The sequence below is a fragment of the Psychrobacter sp. GP33 genome, assembly GCF_014119005.1.
Taxonomy (GTDB): domain Bacteria; phylum Pseudomonadota; class Gammaproteobacteria; order Pseudomonadales; family Moraxellaceae; genus Psychrobacter.
On sequence record NZ_JACGYX010000002.1, the window covers coordinates 296711 to 323086 of the forward strand.

At 42.3% G+C, this 26376-nt stretch carries 19 protein-coding genes; 9 read left to right on the forward strand and 10 right to left on the reverse strand.

Annotated elements, in window-relative coordinates; all coding sequences use genetic code 11:
- Positions 1-284: 284 nt before the first annotated feature.
- A complete protein-coding gene (locus H2245_RS03770) occupies positions 285-2411 on the forward strand; it encodes an FAD-dependent oxidoreductase (RefSeq protein ID WP_182406243.1) in 2127 nt (708 codons plus the stop codon).
- Positions 2412-2466: 55 nt separating this feature from the next.
- Here H2245_RS03770 and H2245_RS03775 read toward each other — a convergent pair whose 3' ends face one another.
- From H2245_RS03775 to H2245_RS03785, 3 genes are all read right to left on the reverse strand, one after another.
- Positions 2467-3831: a HEPN domain-containing protein gene (locus H2245_RS03775; RefSeq protein ID WP_182406027.1), complete on the reverse strand. Its 1365-nt coding sequence runs from the start codon at positions 3829-3831 to the stop codon at positions 2467-2469.
- Between the two features lie 179 nt (positions 3832-4010).
- A complete protein-coding gene (locus tag H2245_RS03780) occupies positions 4011-4712 on the reverse strand; it encodes a DUF1003 domain-containing protein (RefSeq protein WP_182406029.1) in 702 nt (233 codons plus the stop codon).
- A 127-nt stretch (positions 4713-4839) separates the two neighbouring features.
- Entirely contained in the window at positions 4840-5859 is a 1020-nt protein-coding gene (locus H2245_RS03785) for a lipoate--protein ligase (RefSeq protein WP_182406031.1), read from the reverse strand.
- A 338-nt stretch (positions 5860-6197) separates the two neighbouring features.
- Here H2245_RS03785 and H2245_RS03790 point away from each other — a divergent pair, with 338 nt between their 5' ends.
- Positions 6198-7304 carry an alkene reductase gene (locus H2245_RS03790; RefSeq protein ID WP_182406033.1) on the forward strand — a complete coding sequence of 369 codons (1107 nt, stop codon included), beginning with the start codon at positions 6198-6200 and terminating at the stop codon, positions 7302-7304.
- A gap of 112 nt (positions 7305-7416) precedes the next feature.
- Here H2245_RS03790 and H2245_RS03795 read toward each other — a convergent pair whose 3' ends face one another.
- On the reverse strand, positions 7417-8427 hold the full coding sequence (locus tag H2245_RS03795) for a pirin family protein (RefSeq protein WP_182406035.1): 1011 nt from the start codon (positions 8425-8427) through the stop codon (positions 7417-7419).
- A 208-nt stretch (positions 8428-8635) separates the two neighbouring features.
- Positions 8636-9952, reverse strand: coding sequence for an NAD(P)/FAD-dependent oxidoreductase (locus tag H2245_RS03800; protein WP_182406037.1), 1317 nt, complete (start codon positions 9950-9952; stop codon positions 8636-8638).
- Between the two features lie 381 nt (positions 9953-10333).
- Between H2245_RS03800 and acs the strand changes: the two genes are divergently transcribed.
- Together acs and H2245_RS03810 are read left to right on the forward strand one after the other, a co-directional pair.
- The gene (gene acs, locus H2245_RS03805) at positions 10334-12301 is read left to right on the forward strand and encodes an acetate--CoA ligase (protein ID WP_182406039.1); all 1968 of its coding nucleotides are present in this window, start codon (positions 10334-10336) and stop codon (positions 12299-12301) included.
- A gap of 254 nt (positions 12302-12555) precedes the next feature.
- Positions 12556-13737 carry an NAD(P)/FAD-dependent oxidoreductase gene (locus tag H2245_RS03810; RefSeq protein WP_259365068.1) on the forward strand — a complete coding sequence of 394 codons (1182 nt, stop codon included), beginning with the start codon at positions 12556-12558 and terminating at the stop codon, positions 13735-13737.
- A 138-nt stretch (positions 13738-13875) separates the two neighbouring features.
- Here the strand turns inward: H2245_RS03810 and H2245_RS03815 are convergent, their stop codons facing one another.
- On the reverse strand, positions 13876-14154 hold the full coding sequence (locus tag H2245_RS03815; protein WP_182406041.1) for a hypothetical protein: 279 nt from the start codon (positions 14152-14154) through the stop codon (positions 13876-13878).
- Positions 14155-14616: 462 nt separating this feature from the next.
- On the opposite strand from H2245_RS03815, the gene H2245_RS03820 reads away from it, so the two are divergent.
- Both H2245_RS03820 and pgsA read left to right on the forward strand, forming a co-directional pair.
- Entirely contained in the window at positions 14617-16167 is a 1551-nt protein-coding gene (locus H2245_RS03820; protein ID WP_182406043.1) for an acetyl-CoA hydrolase/transferase family protein, read from the forward strand.
- A 690-nt stretch (positions 16168-16857) separates the two neighbouring features.
- Positions 16858-17529: a CDP-diacylglycerol--glycerol-3-phosphate 3-phosphatidyltransferase gene (gene pgsA, locus H2245_RS03825; protein ID WP_182406045.1), complete on the forward strand. Its 672-nt coding sequence runs from the start codon at positions 16858-16860 to the stop codon at positions 17527-17529.
- Between the two features lie 114 nt (positions 17530-17643).
- Here pgsA and H2245_RS03830 read toward each other — a convergent pair whose 3' ends face one another.
- Both H2245_RS03830 and H2245_RS03835 read right to left on the reverse strand, forming a co-directional pair.
- Positions 17644-18138, reverse strand: a complete 495-nt coding sequence (locus tag H2245_RS03830) for a pyridoxamine 5'-phosphate oxidase family protein (protein ID WP_182406047.1) — start codon at positions 18136-18138, stop codon at positions 17644-17646.
- Between the two features lie 243 nt (positions 18139-18381).
- Positions 18382-18876 (reverse strand): pyridoxamine 5'-phosphate oxidase family protein, encoded by a 495-nt coding sequence (locus H2245_RS03835; RefSeq protein WP_182406049.1) that lies wholly within the window; start codon positions 18874-18876, stop codon positions 18382-18384.
- Positions 18877-19323: 447 nt separating this feature from the next.
- Between H2245_RS03835 and purL the strand changes: the two genes are divergently transcribed.
- The 3 genes from purL to H2245_RS03850 all read left to right on the forward strand — a co-directional run bounded on the left by purL (position 19324) and on the right by H2245_RS03850 (position 25165).
- On the forward strand, positions 19324-23337 hold the full coding sequence (purL, locus tag H2245_RS03840) for a phosphoribosylformylglycinamidine synthase (RefSeq protein ID WP_182406245.1): 4014 nt from the start codon (positions 19324-19326) through the stop codon (positions 23335-23337).
- A 243-nt stretch (positions 23338-23580) separates the two neighbouring features.
- Positions 23581-24276 carry a hypothetical protein gene (locus H2245_RS03845; protein WP_182406051.1) on the forward strand — a complete coding sequence of 232 codons (696 nt, stop codon included), beginning with the start codon at positions 23581-23583 and terminating at the stop codon, positions 24274-24276.
- Positions 24266-25165 carry a hypothetical protein gene (locus H2245_RS03850; RefSeq protein WP_182406053.1) on the forward strand — a complete coding sequence of 300 codons (900 nt, stop codon included), beginning with the start codon at positions 24266-24268 and terminating at the stop codon, positions 25163-25165. Before H2245_RS03845 ends, H2245_RS03850 begins: the two co-directional genes overlap by 11 nt.
- A gap of 104 nt (positions 25166-25269) precedes the next feature.
- Here H2245_RS03850 and H2245_RS03855 read toward each other — a convergent pair whose 3' ends face one another.
- On the reverse strand, positions 25270-25467 hold the full coding sequence (locus H2245_RS03855) for a hypothetical protein (protein ID WP_182406054.1): 198 nt from the start codon (positions 25465-25467) through the stop codon (positions 25270-25272).
- Positions 25468-25510: 43 nt separating this feature from the next.
- On the reverse strand, positions 25511-26365 hold the full coding sequence (locus H2245_RS03860) for an N-acetylmuramoyl-L-alanine amidase (protein ID WP_182406055.1): 855 nt from the start codon (positions 26363-26365) through the stop codon (positions 25511-25513).
- Positions 26366-26376: the final 11 nt, after the last annotated feature.

A 26376-nucleotide genomic window follows, 5' to 3' on the forward strand; every position in this document is an offset into this window, starting at 1 on the left:
TTTGTACAATTAGTTGGATAGCGTATTCATAATTATTATAGATAAGCAGAACTAAAAAGTAAGATGGATTTGTAACTGGTTTGCACTGTGCGCCATTGTTTTTTAAGAACAGCAATTATTGCTCACTCGTCAGTCGCGTGCATGAATGGCTGATAATAATGGCGGTGTGATACGATAGGTGACAACTGTCTATTAATATTATTTATTGATAGCGTAATCTCCCATCGATTCAAAAGGATAATGATATGAGCGCCCGCATCGATACCGCAAGCCACGACCCTAGCATGACCATTGATGCTGCTATTAGCACTACCGATAAAAACGCCTATTATCCGCATTTATTTGAGCCGTTAGATTTGGGATTTACCACCCTTAAAAATCGTGTGGTAATGGGGTCGATGCATACAGGACTTGAAGACCGTTTTTATAATTATGGCAAACTTGCTGCGTATTTCGCTGAACGTGCTAAAGGTGGCGCGGCAATGATGATAACCGGTGGTATCTCACCGAATCGTGAAGGTTGGCTGCTCCCTGCAGGCGGCACGATGAACAGTAAGATGGATGTGCGTAACCATCAAAAAATCACCAAAGCTGCGCATAAATACGACAGTAAAATGATTATGCAGATTCTGCACAGTGGTCGTTATGGTTATCATCCCTTCGTAGTGTCAGCAAGTCCGATAAAATCGCCAATCTCACCATTTAAACCCCGTAAAATGAGCATTAAAAACATCGAACAAACGATTAATGATTTTGCTCGTTCAGCAAAATTAGCCAAGCAAGCCGGTTATGACGGCGTTGAAATCATGGGCTCGGAAGGTTATTTGCTTAATCAGTTTTTATCGCGTCATGTCAATAAACGTGCCGATGATTATGGCGGTGATATTCATAATCGGATGAAGTTTGCCGTTGATGTGGTCAAAGCCGTTCGGGCAAAGGCAGGTGATGATTTTATTATTCTATTTCGCTTGTCGGTGATTGATTTAGTGACAGACGGCAACATCATGGATGAAGTGATTACCGTCGCTCAAGCGTTAGAAGCGGCTGGCGTGACCATTATCAACACCGGCATTGGTTGGCATGAAGCGCGTGTGCCAACGATTGTTACCAGCGTTCCGCGCGCTGCCTTTGTTGACTTTACCAGCGAGATTAAAAAACACGTCAACATTCCAGTCATGGCAGCCAACCGTATCAATATGCCGGATACTGCTGAAAACATTGTTGCTTCAGGTCAAGCAGACTTGATTCAAATGGCGCGTCCATTTTTAGCCGATCCGAATTGGGTAAATAAAGCCAAAAATGGTGAAGCGGATCGTATTAATACTTGCATTGCTTGTAACCAAGCCTGCCTCGACCATACTTTTGAGAATAAACGCTCAACCTGTTTGGTCAATCCGCAAGCCTGCTATGAAACGGAACTGGTCTATAAGAAAGTCAAAAAACCGAAAAAAGTCGCGGTTATTGGTGGCGGTGTTGCTGGCATGTCAGCTGCTCATGTCGCCGCTTTACGTGGGCATAACGTCACGTTATTTGAAGCCAAGGATATCTTAGGTGGACAGTTTAACTACGCCAAAGTTATCCCCGGTAAAGAAGAATTCTTTGAGACCATTCGCTACTATATCAATGAGCTTGAGCATCTCGGGGTTGAGGTTAAGCTGAATACTAAGGTTGATAAAGCAATGCTGGAAGCGGGCAAATTTCATCATGTTATCGTCGCAACTGGTGTCGTGCCAAGAAGCCTAAAAGGAAAATTAGAAGGGGCAGATTTGCCACAAGTGATGAGCTATGCTGAATTACTCTCTGGGCAAAAATCAGTCGGCAATACCGTTGCGGTCATCGGTGCGGGCGGTATCGGCTTTGATGTCAGTGAATATCTCACCGCCAATCACGGTCAGGCATTAGATGAGCTGGGTTCTGAGGTGTTAAAAGACCCAACGTACCGCCCAAAAGCGCAATCGGTCAGCGAGTGGCGTGAAGAGTGGGGCGTGACTGCTGACCCTGACTATCAAAGCGAAGGCGGTCTCATCGAGACTGGCGATATTACTCCCGTTCGCCAAGTGTATATGATACAGCGTACCAAGGGTCGCTTGGGTAGTGGTCTCAATAAAACCTCGGGCTGGGTACATCGCGCCCATGTCAAATCGCATGGCGTCATTCAAGTATCGGGTGCGCAGTACGAAAAAATCACCAATGAGGGCATTTGGATCACCAACAATCAAGGTCAAAGTCAGCTATTACGTGTCGATAGTGTAGTGGTCTGTGCTGGTCAAGAGTCGGTTGTCGAGCTAATGCCTAATGTCGGTGATGCGCCTGATGCGCAATATCATCTAATTGGTGGTGCAAAACTGGCAGCTGAGCTGGATGCCAAACGAGCGATAAGAGATGGAGCTGAGGTAGCGGCGGGGATTTAAAATCTAGTAAAATTATAATGGTAGGTTAGCAATATCGTAACCTACCATTATAAAACTATGAATTCATAACTTTCTTCATTTTGTATTTCTCATCCTCACATATTTCAGATAATTCAACATATGCGCTTTTTAACTTTGCTTCATAAGGGCTAAGCTCTAAACCTAACTTATAAAATATTATGCATGCAGAAAGTATGGTTGGACACGCAAGCTGAAATGGGTCAAAACCTAATTCTGTTCCATAAGTCTTGTAAATGCTTTGTCTTCCGTGGACAAAATCTGATCTTAACTTATATACCTTTTCGGCTTTGGTAGACCACTCGTCAATCTCGCCATGATATACAGCAATCAAGCAGGAAACTCTGCGACAAAAGTTTTTTGTTATACCTTCGTTTTTTTCTCCATTTTTCACAGTTACTAACCTTTCCATTGCTGTGACTAGCTTAACAACTTGGGCGCTACTGTTATTGTCTCTAGAAGCATCACCAAACCAATAAAAAGCATCAATTAAACGGTCTGCCAAAAATTCTGTATTACTAGGAGATACTGCGCGTGATATAAGTTTTGCGATAACGAGTCCTAAATCTGATTTTAAGTCTTCTTCAAAAGAATCCCAGAAACCTTGTAAATCTTCGCTAAAAGAATATGAACCACCAATCCAGTATTCATCATCATTGTTGTTGGCAATATAATGGGTAATATCACTTTTAGTAGGGTTGCTAATTAGGTTTACTTGAGCGGCTTCAAACTCATGAAGAGTGGTAAAAACCTTAATAACCCCAAAGATAAATTCTGCAGTATTTTGCGCCCGATTTTTACTCATTTTATTCGAGCACTTCGGTATTGTGATACTAAGAAGGCAGTTAAAGCTATTGTGGTTATTACTTTTCACAAAGCGGTTATAGTTTCTATTATCGCTGACTTTTGCGTAAACACTATCTTTGTGAATTATTTTTACATTACCTATCTGTATCTCTTTGTCAAGGCTGAGACTAGGTGCATTAAAAGGAAAAAAGTAAGTTATCTCTTGTGCTTTTGCATTAACATTTTTACGTACTTTTGATATCAGTTTCATGCAGCCAGATGCATCAAAAGCTCTCTTATTTTTTAAATGTAAATATAATGAACTTCTAATTTCATAAATGCACTCATTGACTGTTATGTTATCTAGCGATAGACACTGTCTTTTAGCAATTTCATATAGTTTTTTTTGAGCTTTAGAAGAAAGAAAAAACTGAACTTGATTTTCAATTGCTTCTCTAGCATTTTGTTGAGATTGTAATGTAGAGGCTATACGGTCAATATCGCTATCAAATTCTTTGCTATACATTTCAGGAGACAGCTTGAAAATCTCTCTTAAAGATTTTATCTCCTCAAAAATAATATTGAAATCTTCAATATCTTCTTTAGTAGCACTCATAGAATAAAGACCTTTTTATTTTATAAAAAAACTATATTATTGTTATTATTAGCTTTTATATATAGATAAACCTTAATCTGTCTAACCAACCACGCCTTAACCGCATCAGATTGCCCCACTAAATCAGCATGTGATTCCTTTAATTCATAAAGACAGGATAGGGCAATAGGGGCATTATCCTAACGCTTTTTGCTCATCTCAGATAATAAATCGAGTTGCATCTCTTGTATTTCAGCCAGCCTATCCCATTGATGCATTAATAGATGATCAAGTTTTTCATGCAAATGTTGAATTTCAAGCTCGGCTTTTAGGTTGATTTGATAATCATTTTCTGAGCGCAATCGGTCTTTGGTTTCCTGTCTATTTTGGCTCATCATAATCACAGGGGCTTGAATCGCAGCGATACAGGACAATATTAAATTCAATAGAATAAACGGATAAGGATCAGCAGGATGGGCGACCATCACCACGGTATTGATGATAATCCAAATGGCTAAAAAAATAGCAAAACAAATAAGAAACGTCCAACTGCCCCCAAACGTGGCAATTTTATCTGCCAATCGTTCACCAAACGTCCATTCTTGCTCTAGGGTCGTATCAACATCTTTGGTGATGAGTTCATGATGTTGCATACTTTTAATCAATTCAGATTCAAGGTTGGTCACCTCACCTTTTTCAGACTTTAGCGATGCTTGAACGTACTGCATACGATACTTACTTAAATCGGTTGGGCAAATATAATCGTTAGGTGAGCATTCTGGAAAATCATGTGAGATTTCTGCGGTAATGGTTTTGCGAACTGCGCCTATAGGTGTGAGGCTTTTTATAGGATAATTTTGTCCACAGACCATACAGTGATGAGATTCATTTTTTTTATTCATAACCACACCTTTTTATGATAATCGTAGCGTTGTTGGATAAGGTAGACATGAAAGTGCTGTGTAAAGCATACTGCTGAACATATCTGTCCTTATTAGCTGACCAATAAACTTAACCTTATAAACAAATCTAACCCTCCATCTCTCCAATCAGCCACTGCTCAAAATCATTAATTTGATCTGATAAATCTGAATTCGCTGTTTGCAACTTATCAAGCTTATCTTGAATCTCATGCTTATCGTATTTGATGCCAGTCAACGTGTCTTTTAGCAGGTCAATCAACTCAACGTTTAGCGCGTCAGAGAAAATGACCACTTCCGCAATTACCGCTTGCTTCACATCCATATGCAAATCAATCATGCCCCAATCAAAGCGCGTTTCAATACGATGCGAGAACTCCGGCGTTTTACTAAAGCGCCAATCCCAATCCGCCATTTGCTGATAGTATTTGTTCAAAGACGGCTCTTTTGCGAGCGTGTTTTCGTCCAATTCCTCTACTGCCACCGTCTGCCCGTAATACTCACAAAACGCCTCGATAATGGCGTCAGATAAGACTTCATGATTAATCGCATCATTGAAATCGACCAAATTAGCCACTCGCGAGCGTACCGATTTGATGCCTTTGGCATGCAGTTTGAGTGGATGCGGATTGAGATAATCGCCAAGCTTTTGCATGTTGGCATTGACCAGTAGCGTCCCATGATGAAAGCTGCGGTCTACTGCGTGTTTAAAAGCGCTACCGGATATTTTTTTATCGCCTACTTGCATGTCATTACGCCCAGACAGCGTGGCATCGATGCCTAGTTTTTTTAAGGCGTTAATGATAATGGTAAAGTTTGCGTGTTGATCGTAGTCGTTTTTAGGAGATAAAAAGGTAAAGTTGGTATTGCCCAAATCATGAAATACCGCACCGCCACCACTTTGCCGCCGTGCTAGAAATACGTTGTCTTCTTCCATTTTGTCAGTCTTGCATTCCACCCACGGATTTTGCGAGCGCCCGATGACGACGGTTTCAGAATTGCGCCATAAAAATAGCGTGTGCGAATGGGACGCTTTTTTATCATTGCCAAGTGTATTAAATATCCAGTCTTCGGTTGCCAAGTTAAACCAAGGATTGGTCACGGCAGATTTTAAGATGCGTAGTTTCATGTATTGAACTCCTAATTTGATTAGCACGAATTTGATTGAAATAAGTTGGATTAGCTCAAATCTGAATAGTGGGTTGAATAGCTAGTTGCCTTGTCTAGCGTCAGTTGATTATTGAGTGGCTATTCTTAAAGGGTTGGTAAGCGTCGTTAATCAGTTGATTTTATTAATAATGGTGTTTTATCAAGCAGGCGTGTTTGTTTGTAAAAATAGATTGAATAATGAGTCTTACCCCTTATAAAAGCCTTCTTCTCAATCAATGAGAATCATCAATTTATAGTGATAATCTAACATTTATCACTCATTCATTACTTATTTTTAATGATAAGCAAGGCAATCTCATGGCACATGATAACTTATTTGAACCTATTAAAATGGGCACGCAAACGTTAAAGAATCGCATCATTATGGCACCGTTAACCCGCCTACGCGCCGTTGAGCCGGGTGATGTACCGACGGCATTGGCAGGTGAGTATTACTCGCAGCGCGTTGGTGCAGGATTGATTATTGCAGAAGCAACGCAAGTATCTTTTCAGGCGAAAGGCTATGCGGGCGCACCGGGCGTGCATACCCAAGACCAGATGACCGCGTGGAAAGTGATTGTCGATAATGTCCATGCCAAAGGCGGCAAGATTGTGTTGCAACTTTGGCATACGGGTTTGGTCGCGCATAAAAGTGTACAGCCTGATAGCCAAGCGCCTATCTCAGCATCTGATGTTGACGTTGGTATTCGTACCTCGCTGCGTGATAGCGATAATCAAGCCATCCGTGTCGATGCAACGCAACCGCGTCCTGCCACCCTTGATGAGATTCAGCAAGTCGTTGCTGACTTCGCCCATGCCACGCGTAACGCGCGCGCTGCCGGTTTTGATGGTATTGAGATTCATGGGGCACATGGGTATTTGCTGCATCAATTTTGGGTTGAACATACCAATAAGCGCACGGACGAATATGGTGGCAGCAAGGAAAATCGCGCCCGCCTAACGCTTGAGGTTATCGATGCTTGTATTGAAGCATGGGATGCGGAGCATGTAGGCATTCGTATTTCGCCCCTTGGTACTTTTAATAATGTTGAAGCTGGGTATCATGAAGATGAGAATATTTGGCTGATTGAGCAGATGAATAAGCGCGGGATTATGTATCTGCATTTATCTGAACCGGACTGGGCAGGTGGTACACCTTATAGCAATAATTTCCGTCAGCGCGTGCGTGATACCTTTGATAATTTAATCATTGCCGCAGGTGGTTATACCGCAGACAAAGCGGAAAAGAATATCCGTGATGGCTATATTGATGCGGTGGCATTTGGGCGTGATTATATCGCCACGCCAGATTTGGCAGAGCGTATTCGTCAAGGCGTACCCTTTAATAAGCAGCACCCTGAAACGTTTTATGGTGGCGGTACGGTTGGCTATACCGATTATCCGTTTATGGATGGCGACCAATAACGCCTCGTTAGATTGATTATTAATTCAATAAAAAGCCACCTTATCATTCATAAGGTGGCTTTTTTATGCCGGTTAATCTGCTTATTTTAACCGGTTATTTGTAGTGTGGTTTTTAACCAAAATTACCGTTTTGATAATCACGAAAGGTTTGGTTCAGTTCTTCTTGCGTGGTCATCACAAAAGGACCATGGGCGGCAATCGGCTCGCCAATCGGTTCACCGCTTAATAATAATAGTTTAACAATGGGCGTATCTGCTGAATCTGAGCACTCAGGATAGGTTAGGGTAATGATGTCTGCAGTTGTTTCTGTAGCTGTTTCTTTTATAGAAGATTCTTTAGATTGCAAGGCGTTAGGCGCTTTAAACTGTACCAGTTGTCCAGCCGTCACTTCTGTGTCGTTAATCAGTAGCGACCCGCTTTGTACCAGTATCATTAGGTTATGACTGGCAGGTAGGCTCAATGTCGTCGTGCCTGTGGTATGGAGTTCAATATCCCAAACGTTAATGGGCGTAAAGGTTCTCGCAGCGCCAGTTACTCCGTTGAAATCACCAGCAATAATCGTCGCTTGACCTATTGGCGACTGGTTGCTGGAATAATCACTGTCATCAGCGTTCCTATCAACGTCGTTATCTCCATATAATGTCGTTGTCGGTAGTGTTGCCCGCTCGAGCGCCTGATAATGCGCATCCGTGAGCTTATGTTGCTGTGGCAGATTGACCCACATTTGCGCCATACTAAACATGCCGCCTTGCTTGCCAAATGCTGGCGAGTGAAACTCTTCATGAGTAATACCACGCCCTGCGGTCATCCATTGGACATCGCCTTCACGAATAATACCGCTACCACCAGTTGAGTCCTTATGGCTAATTTCGCCAGCGTAGGCAATGGTCACCGTCTCAAAGCCTTTATGCGGATGCTGACCGATGCCGCGCGGCTGCGTGTCATAGTCAGGATTAACAGCAAAGGTGGTCGGCTCGCCATAATCTAGCAATAGAAAAGGGTCAGTATGCTGATAATTAAAGTCAGGCTGCGGCTGTAAATGATTGACCAACGTTTGCACCCGAAAGCCATCACCTACCCAGTAGCTTCTTTTGTTCCCATGAATATGTTGAATGGCGCGCACTATTATCTTCCTATCATAATATTTTATATATAATAGAAATTATATACTAATCAATAGTTATGCATTGATGATGAATTGGCATAAGCTCATCAATACTAATTCCTATTTAACAATACGCGCTTGATTTTCTCAATGATTAGGTCTCTAAATACTTATGTCTCTAAATATTTAGATCTTTCAATGACCTTTTTTTTTGACTATTAATAAGCTAAACCACCTCGCCACAAACGAAGCCACTCGCCCACGCCCATTGAAAGTTATAGCCACCCAGCCACCCAGTGACATCCAACACTTCACCAATAAAATATAGCCCGTCTTGATGGTTACTTTGCATGGTTTTTGAGGACACCTCATTGGCTTTGATACCGCCGCGCGTCACCTCAGCGGTACGGTAGCCTTCCGTACCAGATGGTTTTAATTGCCAGCCGTTGAGCGTTGCGCCAAGCTCTACTAAGCGCTCATCTTTGATATTTGCCAGTTCTGTGTCTTTGATATCGTCCCATAGCGTCGTTTGTAGGGCGACCAATAGTTTTTTGGGTAAGGCGTTATCCGTATTGTCCGCCAACACTGTACGAATCAGTTGTTTCGGATGCGTCTTTTTATGCTCAAGTAGTAGCGCGGTGATATCAATATCCGGTAACAGATTAATACTGATATGCTCACCCGTTTGCCAATAATTGGACAGCTGCAACATGGCAGGACCTGACAAGCCGCGATGAGTAAAGAGTAACGGCAGCTTAAAGGAGGTACGTGTATTACTGGCAACCACTGGTAAGCTAATACCTGCCAATGCTCGAAGCAGTTCCCCCGTTTTATCGGTAAAGGTAAACGGTACTAGGCTGGCATCAGTAGAGACCAGTGTGTGTCCAAACTGCTGCGCCAGCTCATAACCAAGACCGCTTGCGCCCATGGTTGGGATAGATAAGCCGCCCGTGGCAACAACCAGTGACTCACAGCTATAGTAAGTTTGCGGGGTATTTGCTTCGTTAGTTACGTCTTTTTTACTTAGCTTTTTAGCCGTTATTAATCCAAAGCGTGCTGTATCATTATTGTTGATAGCTTGAACCTGCTGAATCTCAGTATTGAGCCGTATTTGTACCCCAACAGCGGCGCATTCATCAAGCAACATAGTCAAAATATCTTGCGCGGAATCATCGCAAAACAGTTGCCCATGCTCGCGCTCATGATAAGCAATCTTATGTTGCTCAACCATCGCAATAAATTCCCAACTCGGATAACGACTGAGTGCGGATTTACAAAAGTGTTGATTGGCACTAATAAAATGCTCAGGCTCGACGAAGTAGTTGGTAAAGTTGCAACGACCACCACCTGACATCAGGATTTTTTTGCCTGCCTTATTGGCATGATCGACTACCAATACGCGCCGACCACGGCGCCCAGCGGTCAGCGCGCAATATAGCCCTGATGCGCCCGCACCAATAATAATCACGTCATAATGGGTAGCAGACTGACTAGCCTTGCTAGAAGACGGTTCAGAGAAGGGTGTGCTGCGTTGGGTATCCATTGCGGTTATTTCCAGAAAGCGTGACGTTGCATAGTATCGATGCATCGTAAAAATTAGGGCAAATCATCAGAAAAATAGTCTGAAAAATCCGCTATTTAGAGGAGCTATTGTCCATATTTAAGGGCGGGTTACAAGGATTAAATAGCAGCCCGACGTAAAACCATAGCAGGGGTCAGTGACGACAAAATATAAGATAAGTGAAATTGTTGTGATTCATGGTTGATACCTTGCATCACAAGGTCTTATTTGTCACACTAGAACGAGGTCGTCACTCATTATGGAAAATGACACCGCATTACTTGTAGCGGTTACTGCCTCTGCCTGACAGCGGTTATTAACCTGATAGATATAGGTAATAATAATTAAAAAAAGGAAAAGACCATGACCCAAAAAATATACCCCGTTAACCCTGACTTCGTGACTACTGCCAACACCACCGCCGAGCAATACCAAAAAAACTATCAACACTCCATTGCCTCTCCAGAAGATACTGACGCCTATTGGGCATCTCGTTCTGAGCTGATTGATTGGTTCAAAAAGCCAACCATCATTAGTAATGTCAATTATGACTTGGACGACTTTCGAATTAAATGGTTCGAAGATGGTGAACTGAATATTTCGGTCAATTGCTTGGATAGACATCTGGCAACCAACCCCTATAAACCGGCGATTATTTGGGAAGGCGATCACCCTTCACTACATAAAATTATCTCTTTTAAAGAGCTGCATAGCGAAGTTTGCCGCCTAGGTAATGCCATGCGCAAACTGGGTATTAAAAAAGGCGATCGCGTGTCGCTGTATATGCCCATGATTCCGGAGGCGATAGTCGGAATGCTGGCGTGCGCGCGTATTGGGGCGGTGCATTCGGTAGTATTCGGTGGTTTTTCTGCAGAAAGTTTGGGCAATCGCATTATCGACAGTCAATCCAAGCTGGTTATTACAGCTGATGAAGGCTTACGAGGTAATAAGTGCACGCCGCTTAAAGCCAACGTCGATCGCGCCCTTGATATGGAAGGAACAGACAGCGTTGCTAATGTTATCGTCGTTCATCGTACTGGCAATCCTGTGTCAATGAGTAGCAGCCGTGATGTTTGGTATCACACCTTGGTCGAGAGCGAAAGCGAGCAGTGCGAGCCTGAAGTAATGAATGCAGAAGACCCGTTATTCTTACTGTATACCTCCGGCTCAACGGGCAAACCAAAAGGCGTCCTACATACCACTGGCGGCTATATTACCTATGCACTATCAACGTTCCGCGATGTCTTTGATGTGAAAGACGAAGATGTGTTTTGGTGTACAGCGGACGTCGGCTGGGTCACCGGACACACCTATACTACCTATGCGCCGCTTGCCAATGGCACCACAACCCTTATGTTTGAGGGTGTTCCAGATTATCCAACCTGGGCGCGCGTTGGGCATATTGTTGATAAGCATAAGGTAAGTGTTTTATATACCGCGCCCACCGCCATTCGTGCCATGATGAAAGAAGGCGATGCCTTTGTCCGTGAGTCCGATCGCTCAAGCTTGCGCTTACTTGGCACCGTTGGCGAGCCGATTAATCCTGAAGCATGGGATTGGTATTATGATGTCGTCGGTAGCAGCCGCTGCCCGATTGTCGATACTTGGTGGCAGACCGAAACCGGCGGGATTTTGCTTGCACCGATTCCTGGTACGGTTGATATGAAGCCGGGTGCGGCGATGAATCCATTGTACGGTATCATACCTGAGGTGGTAGATACTGATGGAGTGCCACTTGAAGGTCCTGCAGAGGGCAATTTGGCAATTAAGAGCAGCTGGCCAGGACAAATGCGCAGTATTTATAATGACCATGAGCGGTTTTTGAAGACTTACTTTACTGAATACCCAGGCTATTACTTTACCGGTGATGGTGTGCAGCGTGATGAAGATGGTCACTACTGGATTACGGGACGAGTCGATGATGTCTTAAACGTCTCAGGTCATAGATTGGGTACCGCTGAAATAGAAAGCGCAGTAGACTCACATCGGGCGACTGTAGAAGCTGCCGTGGTCGGCATGCCGCATCCCATTCGCGGTGAAGGCATCTGTGCATTCATTATCCTTAAAGCGGGAGAGGTTGCTAGTGACGAATTAAAAACAGAATTAAATCGCCATGTACGTTCCCATATTGGTCCGATTGCCACCTTGGATGCCATTTATATTGTTGATGTATTGCCCAAAACACGCTCTGGTAAAATCATGCGTCGTATCTTGCGTAGTTTGGCGGCAGGGCAATATGTTGGGCTTGGCGACTTATCGACTTTAGCGGATAGCTCGGTGATTAATAAGCTGATTGAAGTAGTTAAAGCGGAGCGTCCAAATTATCATTAATACCTGATCTCGCGAACGTTTCTGAAAATTGATATATTTAGTAAGTAAGTTGCTTCATTTAAGGTGGATTTACTTATTATAAAGTGGAATTATTGTAAAAAAAGTCATACTGGTGATGCTAGTATGACTTTTTAATGGGTTAATGCTTTCAATTATTGATTTTCTATAAGACGTATTGACTGTAATACTTGTCGTTTCTAAAACGTAGAATCGCTATATAACACTTTGAAATAAATACCAAGGTTCATCCAACTATGGCTCATCAAATGACGGTTAATAACGCTATGGCTCATACCAGTACATATAATTACCCCAAACCCAACCCAAAAATTGCCATTATCGGTGGTGGGCTTAGTGGCTTGCTAACAGCAACTTTGTTAGAGCGTGCCTTCGCTGAGCAAGAGCCTCAAACCTGCACGCCAAAGATAACGATATTTGAGAAATCTCGTAGCGTTGGGCGCTTAGCCACGCGCTACCGTACCGATGAGCACACCAATAAGCAATGGCAATGGGCGTTTGGAGCGCAGTTTTTTACTGCAAAAACAGACGCTTTTTCAGCGTTTATAACGCCATGGCTAAAGGCTGGAGTAATACAACCGTGGTGTGCGCACGTGGTTGAATTGACGCCTAATAGTGAGTATCAATCACCTGATATTCGCAAAAAAGAGCAATGGGACAGCCAGCATGCACGTTATATTAGTACCCCAAAAATGACCAGTTGGGGTCGCGCATTGGCGGCTGAGTTACAACATACCACACTCAAATTTAAAACCCATGTAGCACCATTGATTCAAACCAAGGTCGCGATTGATACACAAACTGAGCTGTTTGATGACACCGGCGCCAGTCTCGGTCATTTTGATTGGGTGATTTGTACCGTTCCCGCAGCACAAGCTATTAACCTACTTGCAAAAAGCGGTTTCGATAAGCTTGCCCAAATACGTCAGCCGCAGATGCAGGCGTGTTATACCTTGATGCTAGGTTGGGATTCCGCTGAACAGTTACCCAACGTCTTACGCGATGATAGCCTGCCTATTTGGGATGTGGCTTATCTCAATGAGTCAGTATTGGACAGAATATTTATTGAACATCATAAACCGGCTCATGGTGAGCTACTGCCAAGTATCACCATTCATGCCCGTAATGACTGGTCTGAGGTAAACGTTGATGAAGATATAGAAACGGTTCAAACTCAGTTATTGGCGGCCGCGCAGCAGGTATTGCAATGGAAAAATCGCACCGCGCCCAGCCAGATTGACATTCATCGCTGGCGTTATGCGGCAACCCTGACTACCGAGCAGCCTCTAGGAATAGCCGTTGATAATTCTCGCCAGTGGATTGTCAGTGGCGATTGGTGCGGGCAAGGTAATATCGAAAGTTGCTATCAGATGGCAGTAGAAACAATACAAATACTCATGAACGCCTATAAAAATTAAATCAAAGATGACGATAAAGAGTATCTCTAAAAAAAATAAGAGATATTTTTAATTTTAAAAAACGCCACTTGCGAACTTATAGCAAGTGGCGTTTTTTTATGCGTTAAAAAATTCTTACTGTGTTACTAGGCTGCTCTACTACTGAACGGGCAAAAAGGTGGTCACCATCGCTCCAATAATGCTAATCACTATTGTCAGGACGATAACCAACCAATAGCGACTAAATTCTTTTTTATCACTCATATTGAGCTTATTTTTATTGGAAAAGTAATAAACGAGCTGTGCGAGCGGTGAAAACAATAAACCAAGTATTCCAAGTAATACTGACTGGCGCATCATAATCAATGTCGTTCGTATCCAATACCAAAACATCAGTCCATAGACGCCTAGCAGCACGACCAAAATTACTATCATCATTATATTTGCCATTATTATTTTCTCATTCTCTCGCAGCTACTATTAACAAACAGTATAACGGACTGTCGAGACAATTTTGTATCAGTTCCTAATCATACCCGCAATCTGAATAAATCGTCTTTAAGGGTTCTAAATCACAATATTAAAATATGCCTTAAAAAACCGCTACAAGCCAAGCTATCCCTATATATTTTGGCTAAAAACCTTTGACACCTTTACTAAAAACTTACATTAGTCTAATTAATAGCAAAAAAACAGTTGTTGAGACGAACAGTATCGTTATAATGGTCATCACGTGAATTATTTCAGGTTTGAGATTATTCACAACAAAGTGACGCAAAACTCAGGCATAACAAGCTGCAAGCGACAGGATAAAAACGACCGCACGCAATCAGTTATGTCTCAATTTTCCTCATGATCATGAGGGTTGATATTAATATGGACGTTATTAGGAGAAGCGGTATGACATCACTAAACCATGAAGGGCGTGTCCTTCACGACGAGTTAAGCAAAAAGATCATGTCGGCTGAAGAAGCAGCGACCTTTATTAAAAATGATATGAATGTCGGCATGAGTGGCTTTACAGGTGCCGGTTACCCAAAAGCCATTCCCGCTGCACTTGCAAAACATATGCAAGCGGCTCACGCGCGTGGTGAAGATTTCCAAATTGGTTTATTGACAGGCGCCTCTACGGCAACTGAATGTGATGGCGTATTAGCAGAAGCGAATGGTATTAAGTGGCGTACGCCGTACCAGTCAGAGCCTGCTCTACGTAAGCAAATCAATGCTGGTAAAGCGCATTATTTTGATATGCATTTATCACATGTGGCACAGCAGAGCACTATTGGTTTTTATGGTGATATGCACATGGCAGTGGTTGAAGTCGCCGGTATTTTACCAGATGGTCGCCTGATTCCATCGACATCCATTGGTACCAACAATGCATGGTTAGCAAATGCGGATAAAATTATTTTAGAAGTAAATGCGCAGCAAAGCTTGATGTTAGAAGGCATGCATGACGTGTATAACGACATTGGTATGCCGCCCAATCGCACGCCCATTCCACTTGTGACCCCAGGTGGACGTATTGGTGTGCCGTATTTGCATTGTGATTTGGATAAAGTTGTCGCGGTCGTGTTGACGGATTCACCAGATCGCAATAGTAAATTTGCCGATCCTGATGAATGCTCGAACAAAATTGCCAGTCATATTATTAACTTCTTCCACGATGAAGTGAAAAAAGGTCGCATGCCAGAAAATTTATTACCTATCCAATCGGGTGTGGGTAACGTTGCCAACGCGGTATTGGCAGGCTTGCAAAATAGCCCGTTTGAGAATTTAACTGGATATACTGAAGTCTTACAAGACGGTATGTTAGATCTGATTATGTCTGGCAAAATGACCATGGCATCGGCAACCGCACTGTCATTAAGCCCAGATGCGCTAGAGCGCTTTAATGCCAATATCGAAGAGCTGCGCGCGCGTATTGTTTTGCGTCCACAAGAGATTACCAACCATCCTGAAGTAGCACGTCGTTTAGGCGTTTTAGCCATCAATGCCATGATTGAGTGTGACTTGTATGGTAACGTCAACTCAACCCACGTCATGGGCACCAATATGATGAATGGCTTGGGTGGTTCAGGTGACTTTGCACGAAACGCTTATACCTCGTTCTTCGTATCGCCATCGGTTGCAAAAGATGGTGCTATCTCTTGTATCACGCCTATGGTCTCGCATCACGACCATACTGAGCATGATGTGATGGTCATCGTCACCGAGCAAGGATTGGCGGATTTGCGTGGTTTATCTCCACGTCAGCGCGCACAAGTGATTATCAATAACTGTGCCCATCCTGACTATCGTCCAATGCTGCAAGATTACTTTGATCGCGCCTCAGACAATGCGGGTATGCAAACACCGCATATCTTACAGGAAGCTTTATCATGGCATCAGCGTTATATTGAAACCGGCGATATGCGCATTAAGCAGGCTGCGGATAAAGAAGCTGCATAAGTTAGTCATTATAAATAAGATAACTTTGTAAGGTGTATTTCGTGGTTAAAAACGTTTCACGCATCAAAAAGTAGTCACATAAAAAGCCCCTTATCTGATATTCAGGTAGGGGGCTTTTTTATGTCCATTTACTTATAGGTAGTTATTATGGGTCAGCTAAATTTAAGACAAAAAAAGAGCCCACAGAGGAGGAGACTGTGGGCTGAGGAAAGCGCGTGTATCGCTAAAATATAACTCTTATTTTTATTCTGTTTGTCTAAATTAGAGCATCATGGTTTTTATTGTTATCTGGGAAGTTATCTTAATTATTTACTCTTCTTACTTATATACATAAGGACTAATAAAACTAATTCAAGGGCGACTGATAATCATTATTGCTATTTATTACTAAATTTATTATATATAACGTGTTTATAGAGTTTTAATAAAATACTGATTATTAACGATTTTTGATAGAATATATTTGGCAGAAATTTCGGTGTACGTTTGTATCTCTCAGCGTCTATCATAGCCGATAACAACATGAGCAAGCCAGCTTGGTTACATGACATTACGTTTATCTTTATTTTAGCGTAGTGTATGGCCTAGAAGAGTATCAATAATAGGGAAGTGACAGACTTGGCATGACGCCAGTGCTGAAAAATGCTAAGCTAGTAGCCATACTTACGTCGACATTAAACTGGGTTAGCCATGACCGAGCGCACACATCTGCAAACACCACCTGTACCAGATAATAGAAGTATTTTTAACTTACCGAACAACCTCACTATCGCGCGTATCTTAATGATTCCGCTATTTGTGGCGATTGCCTATTGGCCACCTGCGATGGGCATTAATATGCCTGCCATTCCTGATAACGTCATTGCACGGGTCGGGATGAGTGAGTTCAGCGATAGTTTGCTACGGCATTTATTGCTCACGGGCATTTTTATTATTGCCGCTATTACTGATTGGCTCGATGGCTATTTTGCCCGCAAGCTCAATATGATGTCAGCTTTTGGTCGTTTTTTAGACCCTGTTGCCGATAAGCTCATGGTGGCGGCAGCGTTAATCATCTTGGTGCAATGGCATCCTAATATCATCATGGCGATAGCCGCGATTGTGATTATCTCACGCGAGATTGCGGTATCAGCACTGCGCGAATGGATGGCGGAGTTGGGCAATCGTACCAGCGTTGCGGTCTCTTATGTCGGCAAATTAAAGACCGCTTTTCAGATGATTGCAATTACTGTGCTATTACTGAATTGGGAATCGCTAGAAATGATTGGCTATCTCTTAATGGTGGCGGCAGTCATACTCACTTTATGGTCAATGTTTATTTATCTAAAAGCGGCATGGCCTTATCTCAAACAAAGTGGTTAATTTTTAAAATTTTTGGATAAGAAATAAAAAACGCCAATAAGCTTATCGCTATTGGCGTTTTTTGTTGTGCTGTTATTTAAGTATCTCAAACTAAGTCGATAGCGTTATCGAGTATTATAGCGTTATCGAAAAATTTTCGCCTAAGCTATCACCAACGGCAGTTTCGGTGACCGCAGCAGCAGTAATTTTGAATATATTAGCAAATGAATTACCATTCGCCCAAAATTCAGCGCCATGAGGTACAACTTTTATAAGCTGCACTTTTGGATCATCGATACCGTGTTCGAAGTAAGCATTGTAAACGGGTAACCACAGCTCATCTAGCTTTTCTTTGTCCTCGACCAATTCAGCTTTACCAGCGATAGAGAGATAATTCTTATCGTCATGAGTAACGTAAGAAAGATTCACTTCTGGATTCTTTTTAATGTTTTCTACCGTATCAGAAGGTGTGTGACCAATGAACCAAATTTCTTTTGCACCGATGCTGGTCTCTGTAGTATTCATCGGGCAAGAGTGCAGATGGTCGTCGGCAGTGCGCGTGGTCATCATGGTATATTTGATGTCTTTAACCAACGCTTGGATTGTATCCATCTGTTCTTGTTTACTCATAATAGTTATCCTTATTGTTATGAATATTCATTATTAATATGGCTGCGCTCTAAGACAAATTATTCTTAGAACTGGTTGTAGCTTGCTGCCCTGCTTGAAGATAAAGCTTATTATTATTTTAATATTATTATTCTTTTTAATAACTAGACAGCTTTTAAGGGTAAAACAGCAATATCAATGACCCACTACAAACCTAGTTCAACTTTTAATTGTTGAGCTAAAAGGCAATGCTATAAAGTTACGTTATAACGATACAGAGAAAGTCTCACCTAGATCTTCAGCCGTTTTACCATCTTGTACGGCGGCAGTTGCCATCTTAAACATATTAATCACAGAGTTGCCGCTGAGCCAGCATTCTGCGCCATGTGGCACGACTTTAATCAGCTGCAAGTTTTCATCTTCTTTGCCATGAGCAAAAAAGGCGTTATACACTGGCGACCACAGCTCATCGAGCTTGTCTTGGTCATTTACTAATTCGGCATCACCACTAATAGAAACGTAATTTTTTGCATCTGGAGAGGCATAAGTCAGACCAATTCTTGCATCGTCCTGAATGTCTTTGACCACATCTGAGGTTTTATCACCGATAAACCAAATCTCTTTGGCACCAATACTGGTTTCGCTGGTGGTCATAGGCCACGCATGGATATCACCTTTTTTATTAGTAGTACTCATCATGGCAAATTTTACGTCTTTTACCACTTCTTGGATTTTGTCGATATGGTCTTGTCTACTCATGAGGCTTTTCCTTAATTTTAATTATTAATGGCTTGATTTTAGTGAAGAAGAAAATAGTGATAAAAAATAAGTATTATTTTGATAATAATTTTTTAATAAAAAACATCGTCGTTGGTCAGTATGTTTGGACTGGGGTTAGAATAGCGAAAGTTAGGCGTTCAATTATATAGGTTGCCCGTAATGGGATGTGAGCGTTTGTAAGGTTTACGAGGGTTAGGTAAAACGAGCAGCACTCTTGTACAGAGTCAGGCGATTGTGTACGGGATGCTGCTGCTCAGGGATTCTTTGATAAAAAAGTGCTTATAGTTAACAAACAGCCAAAGGACAATCAATGAATTTATCACGGTTTATACCTGATTATTAGAGGTCTTCTTGTTATAATGCGCAGACCATTTACTTTGCATGGCAGTGATGCCATTCTTTGCCCATCCTATGGAATATGCCTTTATGATGACCATCGCCGGACAACCGTTTTTAACCGATTTTCAGACGCAGCAACTCATCAGTCAGTTTCAGCAAAAAACCACGCTAAATGTCAGCAATATCAGTACTCAGCAAGTTTATGTGTTATCACGAGAACTCGAAGGTGATGAGCATAAAAAAGCACTCGACTTGTTTGCTGTCGACCCATCTATAACGCTTGCGGCACCCGAGTCAAATCAGCTGCAAGTCATCGTTGGTCCACGTTTTGGTACGATTTCGCCATGGGCAAGTAAAGCGACCGATATTTTTAATAACTGTGAAATTTCGATTAAGCGTGTTGAGCGCGTTATCGTTTATACGTTAACGCTTGGTGATAATACTGCCGATAAGCACTTACCAAAAGTCGCTGAGCAATTATTGTTTGACCGTATGACGCAAAGTTTGGTTTATGATTTAAATGATGTGAATAAATTATTTGACGATGAGCAGCCAGCATCATTGAATCATATTGATGTCATTGGTGAAGGTCAGTCAGCGTTAGAATCCGCAAATAAAGAATTTGGCTTTGCGTTATCTAGCGAAGATATCGATTATTTGATGAATGCTTATGTTAATGAGCTTAAGCGCAATCCAACCGACGTTGAGCTGATGATGTTTGCGCAGGCGAACTCTGAGCATTGCCGCCATAAAATCTTTAATGCAGAATGGACGGTTGATGGCGCAGTACAGCCAAAATCACTGTTCCAAATGATTAAGAATACTTATAAAGCCAATCCGCAAGGTATTTTGTCGGCTTATAAAGACAACGCCGCAGTGATGGCAGGTTCTGAGGGCTGGCGTTTTTATCCAGTGCCTGAAAATGCTCAAGATGCAAATTCAGCGCATCCGTATAACTTTCATCAAGAAAACATCGATATCTTAATGAAAGTCGAAACTCATAATCACCCAACAGCAATTGCCCCTTATGCCGGTGCTGCAACAGGTGCGGGCGGTGAGATTCGTGATGAAGGTGCAACCGGTCGTGGTGGTAAGCCAAAAGCAGGTTTAACTGGCTTTCATGTGTCGCATCTACATATCCCAGAGCTTGCCGAAAAATGGGAGCAGTCAGGTAATGTAAGTACGCAGGATTATGGTACTCCTGATCGTATGGCAACCAGCCTTGAGATTATGACAGAAGCACCACTCGGTTCAGCTAATTTCTCGAACGAGTTTGGTCGTCCAAACTTATGCGGTTATTTCCGTAGTTTCCAACTCGATACTTCAGCGGCAAAAGATGGTAGCCAAATGCGCGGCTATCATAAGCCAATCATGCTTGCTGGTGGTTACGGCAATATCAAACGTAACCTGATTGAAAAAAATGCCATTCAGCAAGGCGATTTACTTATCGTCCTTGGTGGTCCTGCCATGCAAATTGGGCTAGGTGGCGGTGCGGCATCATCTGTCGATAGTGGCTCACTCGATGAAGGCTTAGACTTTGCATCAGTTCAACGTGATAACGCTGAGATGGAACGTCGCTGCCAAGAAGTGATGGATCGCTGCTGGGCGCTGGCGGGTAATGACGTCGATGCGAGCAACAACGGTAAAGATGGCAACCCAATTGTCTCGCTACATGATGTCGGTGCAGGTGGTTTATCCAATGCCATGCCTGAACTGGTCAATGACCACGAAATGGGCGCAGTACTAAATTTACGCAAAATTCCGTCGCTAGAAGCTGGCATGTCGCCAATGGCGATTTGGTCAAACGAAGCGCAAGAGCGTTATGTCTTGGCAATTCGTCCAGAAAGCGAAGCGCAGTTCGATGCGATTTGTGCTCGTGAGCGCTGCCCGTATGCGATTTTGGGTACAGCGACAGATATTCGTCAGCTTGTCGTTAACGACGAATTGCTACCTGAGCAGCCAGTCGATATGCCAATGCAAGTATTGCTCGGTGGCACGCCTCAGATGAAGCGCAGCTTTGAGCGTCAAGAGACTACCTTGCCAGCTTTAGAGTTAGGCGAAGTCAATCTAGCTGAATCAATCAAAGACGTGCTACGTCATCCTACCGTTGCTAGCAAGTCTTTCTTGATTAGCATTGGTGACCGTTCTATCACGGGTATGGTTGTCCGTGATCAATTCGTTGGTCGTTATCAAGTACCGGTTGCTGACTGCGCCGTGACTGCTTCAGGCTTGATTGCGCTAGATGGTCAGCCAATGAGCGGTGAAGCGATGAGTGTTGGCGAACGTACGCCTGTTGCACTTATTAGTCCTAAAGCTTCTGCACGCTTAGCCGTTGGCGAAGCCATTACCAACATCGCTGGCGCACGTATTAATCAGCTATCTGATATCACTATGTCAGCAAACTGGATGGCAGCGTGTGGCGACGATGCAGAAGATGCTGCATTGTTTGATGCGGTATATACCGTTGGTGAAGAGCTATGTCCAGCACTTGGTATTGCTATTCCAGTCGGCAAAGACTCGCTATCTATGCGTGCCAATTGGACGGATAGCAATGCAGAAGGCGAGCAAGACAAATCAGTGGTCTCACCAATGAGCTTAGTAATTACTGCTTTTGCTCCTGTCGTTGATGTGGCAAAAACGCTTACTCCTGAATTGGTAAACGGTGATAGTGCTTTTTATCGTATTGATTTATCCAAAGGCAAATTGCGTTTAGGTGGTTCAATCCTTGCGCAAACGCTAAGCCAATTAGGGAACGAGTGCCCAGATTTAGCGCAGCCAAGTGACTTGGTCGACTTCTTTAACTTTATCCAAGCCGGTAACGCGCAAGGCGTCATCAGCGCTTATCATGATATCGGTGATGGCGGTCTGCTTGCGACTATCGCTGAAATGCAATTCACCAGTCGTCAAGGTATCAAGCTGTCATTGACTGACGATAATTTACTCGGTCAATTGTTCAGTGAAGAGCTGGGCGCGGTGATTCAAGTATTGCCAGAAAACGTCGCGGCTTTAATGCAAATGGCAGAAGAATTTAATGTCAGCGATATGCTCAGCCTCGTTGGTCAAAGCATTGAAGAAGATAGCTTAATTATTCAAACGCCAACGCTAAACGGTGATAAAACGCTTAGCTTTAAGCGTTCTGAGCTGCAACAAGAGTGGAGTCAGGTCAGCTATCAAATCGCGCGCCGCCGTGATAACCCAGCTTGCGTGCAGCAAGAATATGACTTGATTAGCGACGCCAGCCATCAAGGTCTGATCGCTGTACCAAATTTTGACCTCAATCAAAAGGTTGAAGAACCGTACTTAAACAGCCGTGCTGATTCTGATAACAGCAAGCCAAGAGTCGCAATCCTCCGCGAGCAAGGCGTTAACGGTCAGACCGAAATGGCGGCAGGCTTTACCCAAGCTGGCTTTGAAGCGGTCGACGTCCACATGAGCGATTTGCTCAGCGGTCGTATCAATCTACGTGACTTCGACGGTCTGGTCGCTTGTGGTGGCTTTAGTTACGGCGACGTATTGGGTGCAGGCTCTGGTTGGGCGAACTCTATCTTGTTCCATGACGAGTTACGTATGCAGTTTGTGCGCTTTTTTGCCCGTCCTGATACCTTCTCACTCGGTGTTTGTAACGGTTGTCAGATGATGGCGCAGTTAAAAGACCTCATCCCAGGTGCGGAGAATTTCCCACGCTTTATCGCTAATAAATCGGCTCGCTTTGAAGCACGTACGGTCAATGTCAAAATCGAGCGTACCAAGTCTATCCTGTTTAAAGGTATGCAAGACAGCATCTTACCAATCGCTATCGCCCATGGTGAAGGCTATGCCACGCTGAACGCTACCGAAATCGACGGTATGGAAAAACATGGTCAACTTGCCATGCGCTTCGTCGATAGCCAAGGTCAGTCAACTGAGACTTATCCGCTCAATCCAAACGGTTCGGTCGGCGGTGTCACGGGTCTGTGTAGCACTGACGGTCGCGTCACCATCATGATGCCGCACCCTGAGCGTACGCTACGTGCCTACAATCACAGCTGGAAACCAGAAGCGTGGGATGAGGACGGCGCGTGGATGCGTATGTTCCGTAATGCGCGGGCGTGGGTCAGATAAGTTTCGTTAAGATAGTTTGAATTAATTTTAGATAATAAAAAAGGTGGGCTTAAGCTCACCTTTTTTGTGTTTGGAGTTTTTAAAAATAGGATAGCTAATGTTGCTTTTCGCTCATAACTTAGACTCTATTAACCTGACTAAGCAAAGTATATCCACACTTATTTATAAGTTATTAACTTCAATATTAAAAACTAAATACATAAGCTATTATGAAAGTGTATGACATATTCTTTAAGGTCTAAAATGAATCTAGAACAACTTAATTTACTGGCACAAAACTATCTCAAAAATAACTCAAGTTCTCAAAGAGAAGAATTGATCAGAATGTTGAAAGGAGAGCATTTTCGAAATTTGATTCTAGAAATCGTAAGCAACCCCAAAGACTTACAGTTATTAGCTAAAAGTGCTTACGAGCACGATAATGGGTTTATTAAGTTAATGCTTGTAGATAGAAGACCTAGTTACGCCATTAGGCTTCACATTTGGCCACCAAAAATTATGGAAGATTCGGCAATACATAACCATCCATGGGATTTAAGTGGAGTAGTTCTCTTAGGGCAGTATACCTGGGTGTTATATCAGGAAAAAGAAATGGGACATCAGCTGAAACTGTATGAATGTCAATATTTAAAAGATTATAGTGGTCATAGTTTTAGCTATATAAAAGATGTTTATATGACTGATATTTTAAAGTTTGATATGAGAAAGAATTGTGTGTACGAAAGTAAAAAATATTTATATCATAAAATAGTTAAAAATAATGAAGAATGGGCAGTAACATTAATGATCTGTGGGAATATAGAGAATAATATAGCTCACGTAATAACAGGTGCAGAAAAGGAAGCTGAAGTGCTAATTGAGAATGGTGATTTAAGTGCAGATATTATTAAATATTATTTATCGAAAATACTAGAAGAGATAAAAAATAGTGATTATTAAAGATTTTTATCAAAGTCGTTATAAAAGTAGGTGGTTCTTTTTATTTTTAAGCATGACTGCTGCTTTGCTTATATTAGGTAACTACATAGTCTTACCTTTTTATCTAGAAAATGATTTTAATATAGTAGATACGGTTACTGCTTTTCTCAATAACCTAATAGCTTTAGTACTTTCTGTATTAGTAGCTTCAATTGCTGTCATATTCTTTAGTCCCAAAGTCATTAAAACTAGTGATATCGAGATACTCCATCCTAAAGACCTCAAAAGTGAATTAGAAAGAATTGCTAATGATACTGATATATATTACTACATGGGTCATACAGCTAGATGGAATAGGTCTGTAACTTTAGAAATACTTAAAATAAAATCTAAATTGAAAAGGACAAGAACAGAAGTTAGCTTATTAATTTTAAACCCAAATAATAAGGATTTATGTAAGTATTATTCTAATTTTGGACATTCGAATAGAAAAAACGGCTTCAAAGTGAAAACTGGGTTAGACGTTAAGGTCGAACTCATAATCACAATATTAGTATGTGCAAAATACAACTCGAATCCATTACTTCAAATTAGTATCCACTTCTTAGATAAAGCTTCTTTATTTAGACTTGATATTTCAGATGAAGGGATTGTCTTTACTAAACCTTATCAAGAAGAGCCAGCTTTACTCTTTCCTAAGAATACGTTTTTTTATAATTCTTATAAGGAAGAGTTTAAAATTGCTCGTGAACAGTGTGATAATATAAATCTAGAAGCTTTACCGACCAAGCTCGACATAAATAATTGCAGAGATTACTTAGAAAACTTGAGTGTGAATTTAGATGGTATAGATAATGGCAGAATGAAAATAATTATTGAAAGTGTAAAAAATCCAGTCAAACCTTATTAAGTTCTAAGTCTTATAAACATTAAGAAAGTAGTCTAGACCTCATACTGTCTCTTTGTAAAAACAACTTTAGGAAAAATATTTTCTGAAAAAATATTTCTATCTAACTATTCATTCTCTGAACGCTCATTAGTCTTCTGCTGAGCCTCAGCAATCAACTCACGAACCTTAGCACTTTCTTTTAGCACACAAGCATCATACGCAGATAACGGCTCGGCTTCCTGCTGTTTTTCTTGCTCTTGTTTGGCTTTTTCTTCTAGATATTTCTGAATATCGTCTTGTTCATTTGGTTGTGAGTTACTCATGGCTTTTGTCTCCTATATTTTGTATTGCTGAATAAGAACTGTCTTAATCACCATACTTCTTATTGAGCGCCTTTAAAATAGCATACGTTTCCAAATCCATCACGCCCGTTGGCTGCTGCGGTCGAAAGTGCAATTGAAAGGCATAAATGACATTGCGACTGGCTTTATCCCATTCATCGCTGTCATTGATTTGATAACCGTAATCGCGAAACGCTTGCTTAATATCCGGTATCGTTGCCGCTGCAAATTCATCTTGATTCATAAAGAACTGTTTATCAAATTCGTCATACCATGCGCCAATGCCATATTCCTTATACAGTCGTTGCCAAGGGAACTTAGCACCGGGGTCGATTTTACGCGAGGGTGCCATATCAGAATGCCCAATAATATTGGTCGGGGCGACATTATATTTTTTGGCTAACTCCTGAACCAGTTGGGCGACTTTTTTAATTTGAATCTCACTAAATTCGACATAGTGCTCAGCAGGGTGATAGTCGAGCGCACCGTTTTTCAGTGCATCGCGATATTGCGGAGCAATGCCGTCATTGACAATTTCAATGCCAATCGACGTATCATTTAACACCGTTCTACCCGCAAAGCCGCCCGCGCCTGCGTGCCACGCCCGTTCATAATCCGGTACTAGATTATAGATTTTATGATCGTCATTATTGAGAATCAAATAGTGGGCGCTGACGTTGCCCGTGGTCAAGGTTTTGCTAGAGCGCTCATTATTACCAACCGTGTAGTGCAGCACAATAAAATGAATGCGCTCATTTTTACCTTGGGCTTGGTAGGTATGTTTGTCGATTGCGTAGCGCGGCGCTGTTGTCGATATGCAGCCAATCAGCAGGAGCGTAAGGCAAAAAGTTAGAAGAAGGGTGAAGTTGTTTTTTGCCATAAAACGCTCTA

Excerpts from the sequence above, each read along its gene's own strand:
- H2245_RS03790 (WP_182406033.1), top strand. The coding sequence starts at position 6,198 with ATGGCACATGATAACTTATTTGAACCTATTAAAATGGGCACGCAAACG.
- H2245_RS03770 (WP_182406243.1), top strand. The coding sequence starts at position 285 with ATGACCATTGATGCTGCTATTAGCACTACCGATAAAAACGCCTATTAT.
- H2245_RS03800 (WP_182406037.1), bottom strand. The coding sequence starts at position 9,952 with ATGGATACCCAACGCAGCACACCCTTCTCTGAACCGTCTTCTAGCAAG.
- H2245_RS03845 (WP_182406051.1), top strand. The coding sequence starts at position 23,581 with ATGAATCTAGAACAACTTAATTTACTGGCACAAAACTATCTCAAAAAT.
- pgsA (WP_182406045.1), top strand. The coding sequence starts at position 16,858 with ATGACCGAGCGCACACATCTGCAAACACCACCTGTACCAGATAATAGA.
- H2245_RS03815 (WP_182406041.1), bottom strand. The coding sequence starts at position 14,154 with ATGATGATAGTAATTTTGGTCGTGCTGCTAGGCGTCTATGGACTGATG.
- H2245_RS03775 (WP_182406027.1), bottom strand. The coding sequence starts at position 3,831 with ATGAGTGCTACTAAAGAAGATATTGAAGATTTCAATATTATTTTTGAG.
- H2245_RS03855 (WP_182406054.1), bottom strand. The coding sequence starts at position 25,467 with ATGAGTAACTCACAACCAAATGAACAAGACGATATTCAGAAATATCTA.
- purL (WP_182406245.1), top strand. The coding sequence starts at position 19,324 with ATGATGACCATCGCCGGACAACCGTTTTTAACCGATTTTCAGACGCAG.
- H2245_RS03810 (WP_259365068.1), top strand. The coding sequence starts at position 12,556 with ATGGCTCATCAAATGACGGTTAATAACGCTATGGCTCATACCAGTACA.
- H2245_RS03835 (WP_182406049.1), bottom strand. The coding sequence starts at position 18,876 with ATGAGTAGACAAGACCATATCGACAAAATCCAAGAAGTGGTAAAAGAC.
- H2245_RS03780 (WP_182406029.1), bottom strand. The coding sequence starts at position 4,712 with ATGAATAAAAAAAATGAATCTCATCACTGTATGGTCTGTGGACAAAAT.
- H2245_RS03830 (WP_182406047.1), bottom strand. The coding sequence starts at position 18,138 with ATGAGTAAACAAGAACAGATGGATACAATCCAAGCGTTGGTTAAAGAC.
- H2245_RS03860 (WP_182406055.1), bottom strand. The coding sequence starts at position 26,365 with ATGGCAAAAAACAACTTCACCCTTCTTCTAACTTTTTGCCTTACGCTC.
- H2245_RS03820 (WP_182406043.1), top strand. The coding sequence starts at position 14,617 with ATGACATCACTAAACCATGAAGGGCGTGTCCTTCACGACGAGTTAAGC.
- H2245_RS03785 (WP_182406031.1), bottom strand. The coding sequence starts at position 5,859 with ATGAAACTACGCATCTTAAAATCTGCCGTGACCAATCCTTGGTTTAAC.
- acs (WP_182406039.1), top strand. The coding sequence starts at position 10,334 with ATGACCCAAAAAATATACCCCGTTAACCCTGACTTCGTGACTACTGCC.